The 15,162-nt window shown below is 68.1% G+C and carries 16 protein-coding genes; 10 read left to right on the forward strand and 6 right to left on the reverse strand.

Annotation, left to right across the window (positions count from 1 at the left end; genetic code table 11):
* Positions 1-43: 43 nt before the first annotated feature.
* Positions 44-1,264, forward strand: coding sequence for an MFS transporter (locus tag CNE_RS29135; RefSeq protein ID WP_013953889.1), 1,221 nt, complete (start codon positions 44-46; stop codon positions 1,262-1,264).
* Between the two features lie 54 nt (positions 1,265-1,318).
* Here CNE_RS29135 and CNE_RS29140 read toward each other — a convergent pair whose 3' ends face one another.
* Together CNE_RS29140 and CNE_RS29145 are read right to left on the reverse strand one after the other, a co-directional pair.
* Entirely contained in the window at positions 1,319-3,205 is a 1,887-nt protein-coding gene (locus tag CNE_RS29140) for a sensor histidine kinase (protein ID WP_013953890.1), read from the reverse strand.
* Positions 3,206-3,214: 9 nt separating this feature from the next.
* Positions 3,215-3,889 carry a response regulator gene (locus CNE_RS29145; protein ID WP_013953891.1) on the reverse strand — a complete coding sequence of 225 codons (675 nt, stop codon included), beginning with the start codon at positions 3,887-3,889 and terminating at the stop codon, positions 3,215-3,217.
* A gap of 394 nt (positions 3,890-4,283) precedes the next feature.
* Here CNE_RS29145 and CNE_RS29150 point away from each other — a divergent pair, with 394 nt between their 5' ends.
* Both CNE_RS29150 and CNE_RS29155 read left to right on the forward strand, forming a co-directional pair.
* Positions 4,284-4,898, forward strand: coding sequence for an OB-fold protein (locus CNE_RS29150; RefSeq protein WP_013953892.1), 615 nt, complete (start codon positions 4,284-4,286; stop codon positions 4,896-4,898).
* A 309-nt stretch (positions 4,899-5,207) separates the two neighbouring features.
* Entirely contained in the window at positions 5,208-6,143 is a 936-nt protein-coding gene (locus CNE_RS29155; RefSeq protein WP_013953893.1) for a BON domain-containing protein, read from the forward strand.
* Between the two features lie 36 nt (positions 6,144-6,179).
* Here the strand turns inward: CNE_RS29155 and CNE_RS29160 are convergent, their stop codons facing one another.
* On the reverse strand, positions 6,180-7,106 hold the full coding sequence (locus CNE_RS29160) for a LysR substrate-binding domain-containing protein (protein ID WP_013953894.1): 927 nt from the start codon (positions 7,104-7,106) through the stop codon (positions 6,180-6,182).
* 118 nt (positions 7,107-7,224) lie between these two features.
* On the opposite strand from CNE_RS29160, the gene CNE_RS29165 reads away from it, so the two are divergent.
* Positions 7,225-8,679, forward strand: coding sequence for an amidase (locus tag CNE_RS29165; protein WP_013953895.1), 1,455 nt, complete (start codon positions 7,225-7,227; stop codon positions 8,677-8,679).
* Between the two features lie 80 nt (positions 8,680-8,759).
* A complete protein-coding gene (locus CNE_RS29170; RefSeq protein ID WP_013953896.1) occupies positions 8,760-9,749 on the forward strand; it encodes a Bug family tripartite tricarboxylate transporter substrate binding protein in 990 nt (329 codons plus the stop codon).
* Positions 9,750-9,779: 30 nt separating this feature from the next.
* Here CNE_RS29170 and CNE_RS29175 read toward each other — a convergent pair whose 3' ends face one another.
* A complete protein-coding gene (locus CNE_RS29175) occupies positions 9,780-10,556 on the reverse strand; it encodes an NAD(P)H-dependent oxidoreductase (protein ID WP_013953897.1) in 777 nt (258 codons plus the stop codon).
* Positions 10,557-10,643: 87 nt separating this feature from the next.
* Between CNE_RS29175 and CNE_RS29180 the strand changes: the two genes are divergently transcribed.
* Complete coding sequence (locus tag CNE_RS29180; RefSeq protein ID WP_013953898.1) at positions 10,644-11,537, forward strand: LysR family transcriptional regulator; 894 nt, start codon at positions 10,644-10,646, stop codon at positions 11,535-11,537.
* A 107-nt stretch (positions 11,538-11,644) separates the two neighbouring features.
* Entirely contained in the window at positions 11,645-12,031 is a 387-nt protein-coding gene (locus tag CNE_RS29185; RefSeq protein ID WP_013953899.1) for a nuclear transport factor 2 family protein, read from the forward strand.
* Positions 12,032-12,188: 157 nt separating this feature from the next.
* Here the strand turns inward: CNE_RS29185 and CNE_RS29190 are convergent, their stop codons facing one another.
* On the reverse strand, positions 12,189-12,614 hold the full coding sequence (locus tag CNE_RS29190) for a RidA family protein (protein WP_018315435.1): 426 nt from the start codon (positions 12,612-12,614) through the stop codon (positions 12,189-12,191).
* Between the two features lie 200 nt (positions 12,615-12,814).
* Here CNE_RS29190 and soxR point away from each other — a divergent pair, with 200 nt between their 5' ends.
* Positions 12,815-13,330, forward strand: coding sequence for a redox-sensitive transcriptional activator SoxR (gene soxR, locus CNE_RS29195; protein WP_049800654.1), 516 nt, complete (start codon positions 12,815-12,817; stop codon positions 13,328-13,330).
* Here the strand turns inward: soxR and CNE_RS29200 are convergent.
* Entirely contained in the window at positions 13,293-13,673 is a 381-nt protein-coding gene (locus CNE_RS29200) for a c-type cytochrome (protein WP_013953903.1), read from the reverse strand. The two genes, soxR and CNE_RS29200, sit on opposite strands and share 38 nt — an antisense overlap.
* Before the next feature lie 178 nt (positions 13,674-13,851).
* On the opposite strand from CNE_RS29200, the gene CNE_RS29205 reads away from it, so the two are divergent.
* Both CNE_RS29205 and CNE_RS29210 read left to right on the forward strand, forming a co-directional pair.
* Entirely contained in the window at positions 13,852-14,253 is a 402-nt protein-coding gene (locus tag CNE_RS29205) for a hypothetical protein (RefSeq protein ID WP_041228726.1), read from the forward strand.
* A gap of 202 nt (positions 14,254-14,455) precedes the next feature.
* Positions 14,456-15,118, forward strand: a complete 663-nt coding sequence (locus CNE_RS29210) for a DsbA family oxidoreductase (RefSeq protein WP_013953905.1) — start codon at positions 14,456-14,458, stop codon at positions 15,116-15,118.
* The last annotated feature ends 44 nt before the right edge of the window (positions 15,119-15,162 follow it).

The raw sequence follows: 15,162 nt of genomic DNA on the forward strand, positions 1-15,162 counted from the left end.
CTTCGAGCCATCCAAACCCGCCTGCGGACCACGCAACCCCAACATGTCCTCTGCTCCCGCCACCCCATCCGCCGCCACCGTTGCCAGCCCGTCCTTGCCGGCACGCCTGGTGCTGCTGCTTGCCGTCGGCGCAGGCCTTTCAGTCGCCTCGCTGTACTACAGCCAGCCCATGCTCGGGGTGATGGCACCCGACCTGCATGCTTCCGATTCAGCAACCGGCGCCATCCCGACCCTGACGCAGCTCGGCTATGCGCTGGGCATCCTGCTGCTGGCGCCGCTGGGCGACCGCTATGACCGCCGCCGCATCATCGTGGCCAAGGCGGTGGCGCTGGTCGGCGCCTTGCTGCTGGCGGGCCTGGCGCCCGGCATTGGCGCGTTGCTGGTATCCAGCCTGGTGGTGGGCCTGGCCGCCACCATGGCCCAGGACATCGTGCCCGCTGCAGCGGCGCTGGCGCCCGCGGCGCAGCGCGGCAAGGTGGTCGGGACGGTCATGACCGGACTGCTGCTGGGCATCCTGCTGTCGCGGGTGGTGAGCGGCTTCGTCGCCGCCCACTTCGGCTGGCGCGCCATGTTCATGATTGCGGCGGCCAGCATCGCGGCGGTCGCGCTGGTTGCCCGGCGCCAGTTGCCGCGCTTCACGCCCACCACGGTGCTGCCGTATCGTGCGCTGCTGGCCTCGCTGGCGGCCCTGTGGCGCGAGCATGGCGCCTTGCGCCGCGCTGCGCTGGCGCAGGGGCTGCTGTCGGTGGGCTTCAGCGCGTTCTGGTCGACGCTGGCGGTGATGCTGCATGGCGCACCGTTCCATCTTGGCAGTGAAGCCGCGGGCGCGTTCGGCCTGGCCGGCGCCGCCGGCGCGCTGGGCGCGCCGCTTGCCGGGCGCCTTGCCGACCGCAGCGGGCCGGAGCGGGTGACCCGGCTGGGCGCGGCACTGGCGGCGCTGTCGTTTGCCGGCATGCTGCTGACCCCGCTGGTATCGCCGCATGCGCAGCTGTGGCTGATCGGCGCCAGCGCCATCGGGTTCGACCTGGGTGTCCAGATCGCCCTGGTCGCGCACCAGACCATCGTCTATGGCATCGATCCGGGCGCGCGCAGCCGCCTGAATGCCGTGCTGTTCGTCTGCATGTTCACCGGCATGGCCGTCGGCGCCGCGCTCGGCAGCCTGGCACTGGCGCGTTTCGGCTGGACCGGCGTGGCCGCGCTGGCGACCGCCGCCGCGCTGGCTGCGCTGGCCGTGCGGCTGGCGCCGCGGCGTGGCGCGCGCTGAGCGCCAGCCCCCGGCCTGGCATGCTGAGCCTTCGCGCCCAGCCCGCCCGGGCCTCTACGCGGCGGGCGCGATGCCCTCCCGGTCGGTGCCAGCCTCATCGCCGTCTCCCGGCGCCAGCGGCACCTCCACCGTCAGCGCCGTACTGCCCGGCGCCGACCGGATCTGCAACCGCCCGTCGATGGCCGCCGCGCGCACCTGCATATTGCGCAGCCCGCGCCCGCCGCGCGTGGCCTCGGTGTCGAAGCCGCGGCCGTTGTCGGCCAGCGTGATCCGGATCACCTGCGCGTCCATGTCCGCATGGGCGGTCACGGTAAGGGCGGTTGCCCGTGCGTGCTGCAGCACGTTGGTGATGCCTTCGAGCAGCAGGTATTGCAGCTCCTGCACCTTGCGCGCGGTGAAATGCGCCAGCGTGGGCAGGCGCTCGACCTCCCAGTGGATATCGAGGCCGCCATCGGCGATGCGCGGCCCCAGGCGGTAGCGCAGGTTGCCCAGCACCGCCGCCAGGTCGCCGCCGGTGTCCTGCATGGCGTCGATGGAAAGCTTCAGCGAATCCAGGGCGTGCCGGACCTGCACGGCGATTTCCGGCGAGCTGGCCTTGCCGGATTCCAGCATCGAGATCGTGGTGACAAGCTGGCTGCCCAGGCCATCGTGCATGTCGCGCAGGATGCGGCCACGCTCGCGCAGGGCGGTCTCCTCGGCAGCGATCTTCTGCGTGCGTGCGAAGGCCGCGCGCAGCTGCGCCTCGCGCTGCGCGACGCGCTCGGTCAGCACCTGGTTGGCGTCCTGCAGGCTCTGCACCGCGCTGGTGTAGCGCTCCACCAGCATCCACGCCATCACCACGCTGAACGGCACCGACACATAGCGGGTCATGGAATGGACCCAGTAGTAGTCGCCGGTCAGCCAGACCTTGATCCAGTCCGCCAGGAACAGCACCGCCGACACGCCCACGGTGGCGGCCAGCAGCGTTGCCTCGCGGCTGGGCCGGCGCAATGCGCCCCATACCATCGCGCCGGCCACGGTCAGGATGATGCCCACCTTGACCAGCCAGCTCAGCGGAAAGACCATCGGGTGGCTTGACACGGCGGCCAGCGGCGCGATCACCGGCAGCGCCAGCCACAGGTAGGCATTGAGCGTGCGATGCAGCCAGCGCCACGGCACGCGGATCACCAGCAGGCAGAACCGGGCGATGGCGCCCAGGAACACCTCGCGCGCGGCGGCGACGATATAGCTGCGCAGTTCCGCGGGAATCGCCAGGTCATCGACAAAGTAGTCGAGCAGCCGCACGCTCCACGCGACCTCGGCCAGCCCGTACAGGCCGAACAGCGGATCGCGCTGGCGCCACCAGATCAGCAGCGCGAGGCCGCCCAGCACGACGCTGAGCACCGCCGCGATTAACGGGCCGACCACGCGCAGGCGGAAGGCCTGCTCGAACTGCGCGCGCACTTCGGCGGCCGGGCCCACCGTCACCGGCAGCAGGCCCGAGCGCGCATAGGCGCGCGCCGCCACGGTGATGCGCAGCAGGTTGCCGTGCGTGCTTGCCAGCTCGGGCGGCATGGCCACGTAGTAGGGTCGCTTGGCCAGCGCCGACGAGGGTGCGTCCAGGCGCCCGCCGGCAGCGATCAGCACGCCATTGAGCCGCACCTCGTAGCTGCCGCCGGCCCATGGTACGAACAGCCCCCCAGGGTCAGCCGCGGGCCATTTGCGGTCAAAGCGCAGTTCGTAGACTAGCGTGCCGGACTTGCCCGGCATCTCCCGGTCCCAGTAATCAGGCAGCGTCAGCGGGAGCGCCGGCAGCACCGTGCCGTCGGTCAGCGTGGCCGAGCGCGTGGCCGCGGCCAGTTCCATCGTGCCCGCGGCTGCCGCCATGCCGGACAGCATCAGGCAGGCCCATGCCAGCAGCACGGCAAGCAAGGTCCGGAGGTGGCGCGGTCGATGCAGCATTAGGTGGGGTCACAAGGACTTGAGCAGGCCCAGCTTGGCCGCCTCGAACACGGCCTCGCCGCGCGAGCGTACTGCCAGCTTGCCGTAGATGTTCTTGATGTGCGATTGCACGGTATGCACGCTCAGCCCCAGGTAGCGGGCAGTCTCGGCATAGGTATAGCCGCGCGAGATCAGGTCCAGGATCTCGTTCTCGCGCACCGACAGCACCACGGCGCCGGTGGCCGCGGTATCGCGCGCAACCGCCTCGGCCGGCGCGCCGCGCAGCCGGTTCACCACCTGTCGCGCGATCAGCGGGCTCATCGGCGAGCCGCCCGCGCGCAGCTCGCCGATGGAGGCGGCGATGCGGTCCGTGGTTTCGTCCTTGAGCAGGTAGCCGATGGCGCCCGCCTCGATGCTGGCCAGCACGTGCTGGTCGTCGCCGAACACCGTGACCACCATGCAGTCGCAGGCGGGATAGCGCTCGCGCGCGTCGCGGATCACGTCGATGCCGCTGCCGTCCGGCAGGCCGAGATCGCACAGCAGCACGTCGGGCTGGTGCTGCGCCAGCCAGGCCAGGGCTTCCGCCGCACTGGCGGTACAGCCGGCCACCACGGTGGCCGGCGCATGCATCTCAACGGCCTGCACCAGCCGGCTCAGTGCCGCGGGATCGTCCTCGACGATCAGGACTCTTGTTGTGCTTGCCATGCCTGTGTTCCCGAGCCATGCCGTTGTGCTGCCCGTTGTGCTGCCCGTTGTCGGGCCAGTCTTGCTGCCCGTACTACTGCATGCTGTGCTCCGGGCACGACGGCGGATTCTGACATATCCGCCCGCGCATGGGACGGCCGGGCGGATCCCTTCAGGGTAAACGCCGCCGCGCTTACTCATCGCATAGCCGCGCGTCGTTGCCCATCCCATATTCTGGGGAGGCGTCGAACCGGCCGGCTCCTGAGCTTGCGCCGGGACAGCCCCATTCGGGGGATGCCACCCCATTTTTGCCGAAAATAGAGCGTTTTTGCCAGTTCTGTTGGATTTTGCAGGCTGTACGAATACAATGCCCCGGCGCTGGCCGAGGGTGCTGGCGGACCTGGAGAAAAAAAGAATGAAGACGGGAAAACTGGTGGTAGGGCTAGCGCTAGCCGGGTTGCTGGCGGGGTGTGAATCGATGGACGGCGCAATGTCCTCCATCAGCGGCGTGCTCGACGGCACCGGCGACGTGCTGAGCGGCGACTTCCGCATGCTGGCGGATCCGAAGCCGGCTTCGCTGGGCGATATCTGGTCGGACTGGAAGAAGAACGAAATCACCGCGAAGAAGAAGTGGGATTCGCAGGCGATCCTGGTAACGGGTACGGTCGCCCGCATCACCAAGGTGGATGGCCTGCGCAAGTCGGACGACACCATTGCCGTCTACTTCAAGGACTCGGTCAATCCGCAGTGCACCGGCAAGGCGCTAATGCGCGACGCGCTGATGGTCAACCAGAAGAAGATCAGCAACCTGCAGACCGGGGACAAGATCAACGTCACCGGCGTGCTGGCCACAAGCGATTCGGAAACGTACAACAACAGCAATACCGAATGCTATTTTGCGTTCGCCAAGTCGAAGATCGAACCGGCCCCGGCGACCACGGCCGCTGGCAGCGCAGCCGCCCCTGCGAAAGCCACGGCCACCAAGTCGACCAAATCGACAAAGTCGACCAAGACCAGCAGCACGAAGTAAACCGGCAAAAAGGTGGCGACGGGCGGCAGTACGGCCGCCCGGCACGCCTGCCCCGGTGCGCGTGGCGCCCTGCCTCGCGCCATGTGGATACTGCGGCACGCCCCGCCCATCCGGACCGGCATCCCTTACAAGCTCTGAAACCCTTGCATGGATGGCAATGCGCCAAAGTGCCGGCAAACCCCCGTCCGCGGGGCATCCCGCCGCACGGTACGAATCTTGCCCCTTCTTGATTACCCGCCAGCGGTTCGCGCACGGCGTGTGCGCCTGCGCCCGCACATGGCGCCACACGCACACTGTCAGGAAAACAGCATGGGCTACTACTACGATGAGCGCAATGCGCGCGCCGCGCGCCAACGCCGCCAGGCATGGGAAGACGATGACTGGCAACCTGAATCCGAACAGGAGCGCTGGCAAGCGCGGCGTCGGCGCCAGCAAATGGCCCCGGGCCAGACCAGCTACGGCGGCTCCGCCCGCCCGGACCGGGATTTCAACGAAGCGTACGGCGCCCGCAGGTACCCGGAACACCCGTCCGGCGCACGCTCCGGCAGCAACCTGCGCTACGGCCTGAACGGCGGCTATGGCTGGGAACGCGCCAGCGAATGGCGCGATCCGCAGGCATGGCAACGCGACGACGAGTACGCCGAGCGCCAGTGGCGCCGCAGCGCCGAACGCGCACGGGATCCGCGTGAATCGCCTCACGCGCGCGGCCATGACACCTACTTCAGCGACTTGCGCAGCGACACCCGCTACTGGGTCGACCCGCACGAGGACTGGGAAGAAAAGCAGCGCTATGAGGCCCGGCGTCACAGCCCGGGCTACCGGGAATATGCGCAGCGCCGCGGCTGGGAAACCGACAATCTCGATGACGAGCGCGAAGGCTCGCATGGCGTGCTCTACAACCTGGGCCGCCGCATCGGTGAAGCCGTGGGCGACTGGTTCGGCACCTCCGAACGCCACACTGGCCCACGCGGCTACCAGCGCAGCGACGAACGCATCCGCGACCAGATCTGCGAGCAGCTGAGCTATGCGCGCGGCGTTGACGTCAGCGACGTCAGTGTGGACGTCAGCGAAGGCGTGGTGTCACTGACCGGCACCGTGCGCGACCGCGGCCAGAAGTTCTATATCGAAGACCTGGCCGACGGCACCTACGGCGTCAAGGAGGTCAACAACGACATCCGCGTGCGCCGCGAGCTCCCCGAAGCCCGCAGCACCGGCGATGTGACCGGCAGCACCTGGCGCGGATGACGCCAGCGATGGCGGGCGCCGCAGGCCAGCTTCGGCCTAGGCGCCCGCCACGCCAACCTCCGCCGCCAGCCGTTCGCGGATAAACCCCAGGAACGCACGCACGCCCTCAGGCAGCGTGCGGCCGGCCAGTGTCTGCAGTTCGACCGCGCGGCTGCGCATGCCGCGCTCCCGGATCGAGGCGGCGCGCAGTTCGCCGCGGCGCAACCTGTCGCCCACGGTGACGGCGCCAGAGATCGACAGCCCGCCACCGTGCAGCACGAAGTTGGTCAGGGTCTCGAAGTGATTGGTCACCAGCACCGGTTCAAACACCATGCCGCGTTCGCCACAAGCGATGTCGAACAGCTGGCGCACGGTGTTGTCGCCCTCCGGCAGCGCCAGCGGGTAAGGCTGCATCTGCGCCAGCGTGACGCTGCGAAAGCGCGCCAGCGGATGGTCCGGACGCATGATGGCAATCACCGGCGCGGGCTGGCGGTGCTCCACCCGGATGCCCTGCTCCGCGGCGCGGCTATAGGTGATACCGATGTCCGCATCGCCATGCAGCACGATGCCGGTGACTTCGGCCGGCGGCGCCACGCGCACATGGAACTGCAGGCCCGGATAGCGCTGGCGGAACTCGGCAATGATGCGCGGCAGGAACTCGATCGCAAATCCCGCCGAACTGGCCAGCCGCACCCGGCCCCGGCGCAGGCCCTGCAGCGCGGCAATCTCTGACACCACCCGATCGGCTTCCAGCGCGCCGCGCAGGGCATAGGCCGCCAGCAACTCCCCGGCCGCGCTGGCCACCATGCCACGCGGCCGGCGGTCGAACAGCGGCACGCCGAGCAATGCCTCGAGCGCGCCGACCTGGCGGCTCACGGCCGACACGGTGACATTCAGCCGCTGCGCCGCCTCGGTCAGCGAGCCGCTGCGTATCACCTCCAGGAAATAGCGCAGCGAGGTTTCCTGCAGGCGATGCGACAGCATGGGCGGCTCCGGCGGCTGGTTTGCGTTTTACGCAAGGATATTTGAAAAAAACATCGATTGCGGGAAACCGTGCGCCGCCCGTATGCTTTTTCCCGACACCACAGGAGACACCCGAGCCATGGCGCCCACCCAGACCCCTGATCCCATCACCGAACTCGATGCCGTCGCCCTGTCGCGCGCCATCCATGGACGCGAGGTCTCGTGCGTGGAAGTGCTCGATGCCTTCCTTGGCCAGATCGACCGCCACAACCCGCGCGTCAATGCCATCGTGGCGCCGATGGAGCGCGACACCCTGCGCGCGCAGGCCGCCGGGCTCGACGCCGAACTGGCACGCGGCACCAGCCGCGGCCCGCTGCATGGCTTCCCGCAGGCGCCCAAGGACATCAGCCCGGCCGCGGGCATGGTCACCACCAAGGGCTCGCCGATCTTCGCCGGGCAGGTCAGCGAGGCCGACGCCGTGATCTTCGAGCGCATGCGCGCCGGCGGCGCGGTCTTTGTCGGGCGCACCAACTCGCCGGAGTTCGGCCTGGGCGGCCATACCTACAACCCGGTTTACGGCACCACTCGCAACGCCTTCGACCCGGCACGCTCCGCCGGCGGCAGCAGCGGCGGCGCCGCGGTGGCGGTGGCGCTGCACATGCTGCCGGTGGCGGATGGCTCGGACATGATGGGGTCGCTGCGCACGCCCGCGGCGTTCAACCACGTGTATGGCCTGCGTACCTCGGTCGGCTGCGTGCCGCACGGCCCGGGCGACGAGGTCTTCTTCCAGCAGTTCAGCGTGGCCGGCCCGATGGCGCGCAACGTGCCGGACCTGGCCCTGCTGCTGTCGGTGCAGGCCGGCTTCGACGCGCGCCTGCCGCTGACGCACCGCGCCGAAGCACCCGGCACCTTCAAGCTGCCGCCCGAACGCGACTGGGCCGGCGTGCGCATCGGCTGGCTGGGCAACCTGGGCGGCCACCTGCCGACCGAAGCCGGCGTGCTCGATACCTGCGAGCAGGCGCTCGCGCACCTGCGCACGCTCGGCTGCACCGTGGACGCCGCGCTGCCCGAATTCGACCTGGAGCGCCTGTGGCGCGCGTGGATCGACCTGCGCAGCTTCTCGGTGGCTGGCGCCAGCGCGGCGCTGTACCACGACCCGGCCAGGCGCGCGCTGCTCAAGCCCGAGGCCGCATGGGAGATCGAGCGAGGCCTGGCCCTGCCGGGCACGCGCGTGTACCAGGCCCTGTGCGAGCGCAGCGCGTGGTACCAGGCACTGCTCGCGCTGTTCGAGCGCTTCGACTACCTTGTGCTGCCGGCCGCGCAGGTGTTCCCGTTCAATGCCGACTGGGACTGGCCGCATGTCATCGACGGCCGCGACATGGACACCTACCACCGCTGGATGCAGGTGGTGGTGCCGGCCACCATGGCCGGACTGCCGGCCCTGGCCGCACCAGCCGGCTTCAGCCCCCAGGGCCTGCCGGCCGGCATCCAGATCATCGGCCCGGCGCAGGCCGACGCCGCCGTGCTGCAGCTCGGCCATGCCTATGACCAGGCCGGCGGCTTCTCGCGCGTGCGCAGCCCCTGGCTCGATTGAGCCTTCGGCTAGTCCTGGCCCCGCTTCGTATTGCTTCCGATTGCCTTCTATTCCTACAACTGCCGGCAGGAGTGCCAACGATGACCGCAATGCCCCCGAAGCTGTTTCTCGCCTGCGCCGCCGCCCTGACCGCGGTGCTGTCCACAACGCCCGCCGCCGCGCAGGCCCAATCCTGGCCGGACCGCCCGATCCGGCTGGTGGTGCCCTTCGCCGCGGGCGGCGCCACTGACGTGCTGGGCCGCCTGCTGGCGGTCGGCCTTGGCGAAAAACTCGGCCAGTCAGTGGTGGTCGAGAACAAGCCCGGCGCCAGCACCGTGATCGGCGCCACCCAGGTATCCAAGGCCGCGCCCGACGGCTACACGCTGCTGCTGGCGGCCAGCACCACGCTGACACTGAACCCGGCCATCCGCCAACACCTGGGCTACGACCCCATCAAGAGCTTCACCCCGCTGGGCCTGGTCGCCGACATGAGCCTGGTACTGGTGGCCAACCCGGACACGCAGATCACCTCGCTCAAGGATCTGGTGACGCAGGCCAAAGCCCACCCGGACAAGTTCTCCTATGGCTCGTTCGGCGCGGGGTCTTCGGTGCATTTCGGTGCGGAGATGCTCAAGTCCGCCACCGGCATCCGCATGGTCCACGTGCCCTTCAACGGCAGCGCCCCCAGCCTGACCGCGCTGGCCGGCGGCCAGGTGCCGGTCGCGGTCGATACCGTGGTGGCCACCCTGCCGCTGATCAAGGGCGGCAAGATCCGGCCGGTGGCGGTGTTGTCGCCGCAGCGACTGCCAGCGTTGCCGCAGGTGCCTACCGTCGCGGAGAGTGGCTACCCCGGCTTCCAGATGGGCACGTGGTTCGCGCTGCTGGCACCCGCGGGCCTGCCCGCGCCGGTGCAGCAGAAGCTGGAGAAGGCCCTGGCCGACGTCGCCAACGCGCCGGCTACCAAGGCGCGCATGGTCGAACTGGCGCTGACGCCGGCTTATGGTAATGGCGCAGCAGTGAAGGCGCGGGTGGAGAAGGAATTGCCGGAGATGCGGGCGGTGGCGGCGCGGGCGGATATTCGGGCGGACTAAGTCCACCGGGGCGGCCATCGGTTGCCGCCCTTACTCCACATGCGCCGCGAACCCCACCGTTCCCGGCGCCACCTCCTCGCGCAGCGTCAGCTGCGGAATCCGGTAGTCCCCCGCGTTCTGCCGCCGGAACGGGATCGGTGGGGTAGTCCTGAGGGTATCCAGCCGCTGGCCCAGTTCCTCGCGAATCTCCGCGAAGCGCGCCTCATCGACCTTGCTGGTCCGATAAACCAGATACGGCGGCAGCACGTCAAACCCGGGGTAGTACAGGATGCCGTGGTGGATCGGGAACAGGATGTCGTCGATCGGGCCATTGATGCCTCGCGCGCTGTAGTGGGATTCCCAGCCGCCGGTGGTGACGACCAGCATGGCACGCTTGCCAGCGAGACTGCCTTCGCCATAGCGGTCGCCCCAACGCTCGTCGGAGTGTTCACCTACGCCGTAGGCAAAACCATAGGCATAGACGCGCTCGACCCAGCCCTTCAGGATGGCCGGCATCGAGAACCACCACAGCGGGAACTGCAGGATGACCGTGTCGGCCCAGCGCAGCTTTTCCTGCTCATGCGCAATGTCATCGCTCTGCAGCCCGTTCTCGAAGGCATGTTTGGAATCCAGTGACGGGTGGAAGGGCGCATCGCCCGGCTGCGCCTTGGTGTCGGCGCCGTCGATCTGCGCCTTCCATTGCATCGCATACAAGTCCGAGACCTGGACCTGGTGCCCGGCATCGCGCAAGCGCTGCACGGCAAAGTCGCGGATCGCCCCGTTGAGCGACCTCGGTTCCGGATGGGCATAGACAAGCAATACGTTCATGACAGCGGCTTCCAATGATTGAGTGAAGCCAGCATAGGCCGTCGTCCGCTATATTAGAAATGAATATCCAATATCCCTGGTATTGTCATGACTAATCTCAGGCGGCTGGACCTGAACCTGCTGGTGACGCTGGATGTGCTGCTGTCCGAGCACAACGTGACCCGCGCGGCGCAGCGGCTGCACCTGTCACAGCCTTCGGTCAGCGTCCACCTGTCCAGGCTGCGTGATTACTTCGGCGACCCGTTGCTGTTGCCGGGCCCGCGCGGCATGCGCCCCACCGCCAAGGCCGAATCGCTGCGCGAACCGTTGCGTGAAGCGCTGGGCGCGCTGGAGCACGCGGTCTCGTCCGATAGTCCGTTCGATCCCGCTGCCTCGACCCACACCTGGCGCGTGGCCGCGACCGACTACGGCGAATCGACCATCGTGCTGCCGGCGCTGCAGGCGCTGCGCATGGCGGCTCCCGGCGCGCGCCTGGCCGTAGTGGAGATGGTGCCGCCGCGCATCGCCCGGCAGGCCGAGCGTGCCGAACTGGACCTGGCCCTCCACACCACCGATGGCTCGCCGCCGGGCCTGCACCGGCGCGCCCTGTTCACCGAGCGCTATGTGCTGGTGGGTCGCGCCGGTCATCCGCGGCTGAAGCGGCGGCCCACGCTTGCGCAGTTCTGCGCGCTCGACCACGTGATCGTGTCGCCGGACGGCGGCGGCTTTTACGGCGTCACCGACGAGGCGCTGGCGCTGGCCGGCATGCAGCGGCGTGTCGTGCTGTCCGTGCCCCACTTCCTGTTTGTCACGTCGGCCGTCGCCAGCACCGATCTGGTGGCGATGCTGCCCGAGCGGTTGGTGCGCGGCGTGCCGGCAGTAAAGGTGGTGGAACCGCCAGTCGAAGTGCCGGGCTATGAGATGTCGATGTTGTGGCCAGAGCGCGTGCATCGCGATCCGGCACACCGCTGGCTGCGTGAACTCATCGCCACATTGGTCTAGCCGACAGCGCCCCGTACTTTTGCATACAAACCTGGAATACAATCAACGCTTTCAACGCCGCGGCATGGGGTGGATAACCCGGTGCCGCCCCAGTTTTGGAGGAGACCATGACGTATTCAGAAACGGGCCTGACTTCCCGCCACGTGGCCGCGCTCGCGCCGATCGAGGACTACCTGCAGGGCCATATCACCGGCAAGGCCGAATTCATGTACAAGGCGTTTGCCGCCGACGCGCGCATCGTCTCGTTCCGTGACGGCAAGCTGCATTCGCTGACGGTTGAGGAGTTCACCTCGGCGCGCTGCCCCGGCCATCCCGCGGCGGACGAGGCGCAGCGCAAGCGCCTTATCACGCAGTTCGATGTGGTGGGCAATGCCGGCGTCGCCAAGGTGGTGCTGGAATACCCGGGCGTGACCTTCACCGACTATATGACGCTGCTGGAGATCGACGGCGTCTGGAAGATCGTCAACAAGACTTTCAGCGCCGCACCGCGCTGAAGATAGGACATCCGCTGCGGCAAAGCGCCGCAGCACAGGCCTACTTTGCGGCTGCAGGCAATCCTGCCTTTGACATCGGCCCGAAGAACATTGCCTTCATCCGCCCGCGCCCGACCACGCGCGCCACTTCGGCAATCACGCAGTCGTTGAGTTGCGTTCAGCCCGGCAGCACCGCCGTCGCTTCGATCTCGAACAGCATATTGTCCAGCGCCAGCCGCGGCACCGGAATCAGCGTGCAGGCCGGCGTTGGCTTGTCGCCCCACATCTCGCGCAGCGCCGCGCCGAAGGTGCGCAGGCGGTCGTGCGAGTGGTCGACCACCAGCACCGTGAGCTTAGCCACATCGCCCACGTCGGCACCTGCCGCTTGCAGCGCGATGCGCAGGTTCTGCATGGCGCGCGCCACCTGGCGCGGAAAATCGAGCGGCAGGCAACCGGCCGCGTCCTCACCGCCCTGCCCCGCGATATAGACGATGCGGGCCGGGCCTTCCACCATGGCCACATGCGAATAGCCGTTGGGCCGCGGGTCGTACAGCCCCTCGGGATTGATGAGGCTCAGCGAGGGATTGGGGCGGGCGACCGGCATGGTGGGCATGGAAGGCAGCGCGGGCATCGAGGGTGAACGCAAGGATGAGGGCGAGAAGGGGAACATGATCATCAGCTCTGTATTTGAGGCGTGGCGAACAGTGGAGTCGCAAGTATCAAACCTCAACTTAGCTTGAGGTCAAGCGCGGCCTTGGTGGTAGCATGGACATTCCTCCGTTCCACTGGTGTCTTCCACTGCCGATGGCCTCCGCGAACAAGCCCCCTTCACCGCGCCGGCGCCGTACCGCGCCCTCAGAAGAACTGCTCTCCGTCGGCGAAGTCGCCGCGCGCACGGGCATCGCCGTGTCCGCCCTGCATTTCTATGAATCGCGCGGCTTGATCGCCAGCACCCGCAGCGGGGGCAACCAGCGCCGCTATGCGCGCGCCGTGCTGCGGCGGCTGGCCGTGATCCGCGTGGCGCAGCGCATGGGGCTGCCGCTGGCGGTGATCGCCGATGCCATGCAGAAGCTGCCGGACGGGCGTGCGCCCACTGTGGCCGACTGGCGCCGGCTGTCGGCCAGCTGGCGCGATGACCTGGATGAACGCATTCGCACGCTCACGCAATTGCGTGACCAGCTAGATGGGTGTATCGGGTGTGGGTGTCTGTCGTTGAAGGCGTGTCCGTTGCGCAATCCGCATGACGCGCTGGCCGGGGAAGGGCCGGGGCCGCATTTCCCGCCTACTGGAATGTCTGCAGGTAAGCCAGCAGATCGCTGATCTGCTTGTCATCACTGAGACCCCAGAAGCGCATCTTCGTGCCAGGCACGACCTTGCCGGGCGAATGGATGAAGGCACGCAGCGTGTCATGCGACCACACCACCTTTGAAGCGCGCATTGCCTCCGAATACTGGAAATCACTGGTGCCGCCCGCGGCACGGCCGAAGATGCCGTTCAGCTGCGGGCCAAAGCCTGCGCGCGCGTTGCGGCCGACGTGGTGGCACGAGGCGCAGCGCGTGGTGAACAGCGCCTTGCCGGCCTGGATATCGGCGGCGGCAGTGGCTGCGGTGGGGATGGCGGTGAAGGCGGTCAGGGCCAGCAGGACAAGGGCGGTACGGGGCATGGAGCAGCTAAGGAAGGAAAGAGCTTCGGCAACGGGGTTGCATGATACAGGCGTAGCCAAGACGTCCCAGCCCTGCAGCAGGGTTACACCACGTCACACTTGCAACACTTCGCGCGCCCCATATTACAAGCCCGCCCCCTACAGTGAGCCCATGTCCAACGCCCCTTGGGAGGCAACCATGAAACGAATCATCGCAATGGCGGTAGCAGGTGGTGCAATGCTGGTGGCCAGCGCCGGGGCTCACGCCGGTGTGAATATCGATATCGGCATCGGCGTGCCGGGCGTGGTGGTGGCCCAGCCGGCGCCGGTCTATCGTCCGGCCCCGGTCTATGCTCCCGCGCCGGTATATGCGCCGGCTCCGGTTGCCTATGCGCCCAGCCCGGTAGTGGTGGCACCGCGCCCCGTCGTGGTGGCACCGGTGCCGGTACGCTATGACTATGACCGCGGCTATCGCAGGGACTACCACCGGGACTACTACCGGGAAGGCTATCGAGACAACCGCCGCGACTGGCGCGAGCGCGAATGGGCATATCGTCATGGCGACAATGACGGCCACGGCCACGGGCGCCGCTGGGACTGACGGGACTGATGGGACTGATGGGACTGATGGGACTGATGGGACTGATGGGACTGATGGGACTGATGGGACTGATGGGACTGATGGGGCGGGCGCCCGGCCACGGCCGCGGCGCCCGCCTGCAAGGATTCGCCAGTCAGGCTACCCTGTCGGCAATTTCCAGATCCGGGCCGGGGCCACGCCCCTGCCCACGCCAGGAGTAGCCATGCCCCAACCCATCAAGATCGACTTCGTCTCCGACATTGCCTGCCCCTGGTGCGCCATCGGCCTGTCTTCACTGCAGTTGGCGCTGCAGCGCCTTGGCGATGCGGTGGATGCCGAAATCGTCGTGCATCCGTTTGAACTCAACCCGGGGATGCGCCCGGAGGGCGAGGCGATCGTCGATTATCTAGGCAGGAAGTACGGGCGCACCCCGGCGCAGATCGCAGAGACCCAGGCCATGATCCGCGAGCGCGGCGCCGGCGTGGGCTTTCCGTTTGGCGAGCGCACACATGTCTACAACACCTTCGATGCCCACCGGCTGCTGCACTGGGCAGGCCTGGAAGGCAAGCAGCTGCCGCTGAAGCTGGCGCTGCTGCGCGCTTACCATGCCGACGGCAAAGACCCGAGCAATCACGAGGTACTGGTCGAAGCCGCGCAGGGCGTTGGCCTGGATGCCGCGGCGGCGCGCAAGGTGCTGGACAGCGATGACTATGCCAATGCGGTGCGCGCGGAAATCCAGGAGTACCAGCGCATGGGAATCCAGTCAGTGCCGTCCATCATCTTCAACAACCGCTACCTGGTTACCGGCGGGCAGCCGGTGGAGGCTTTCGAACAGGCGATCCGGGAGATCGTGGCCGAGGCGCCGCAGCAGCCCGCGAACGGGTGAACCAGCCTCGATCGCAGGGCGACACCTCAGTCGCCCTGCCGACG

Source organism: Cupriavidus necator N-1 (genome assembly GCF_000219215.1).
Lineage (GTDB): Bacteria > Pseudomonadota > Gammaproteobacteria > Burkholderiales > Burkholderiaceae > Cupriavidus > Cupriavidus necator.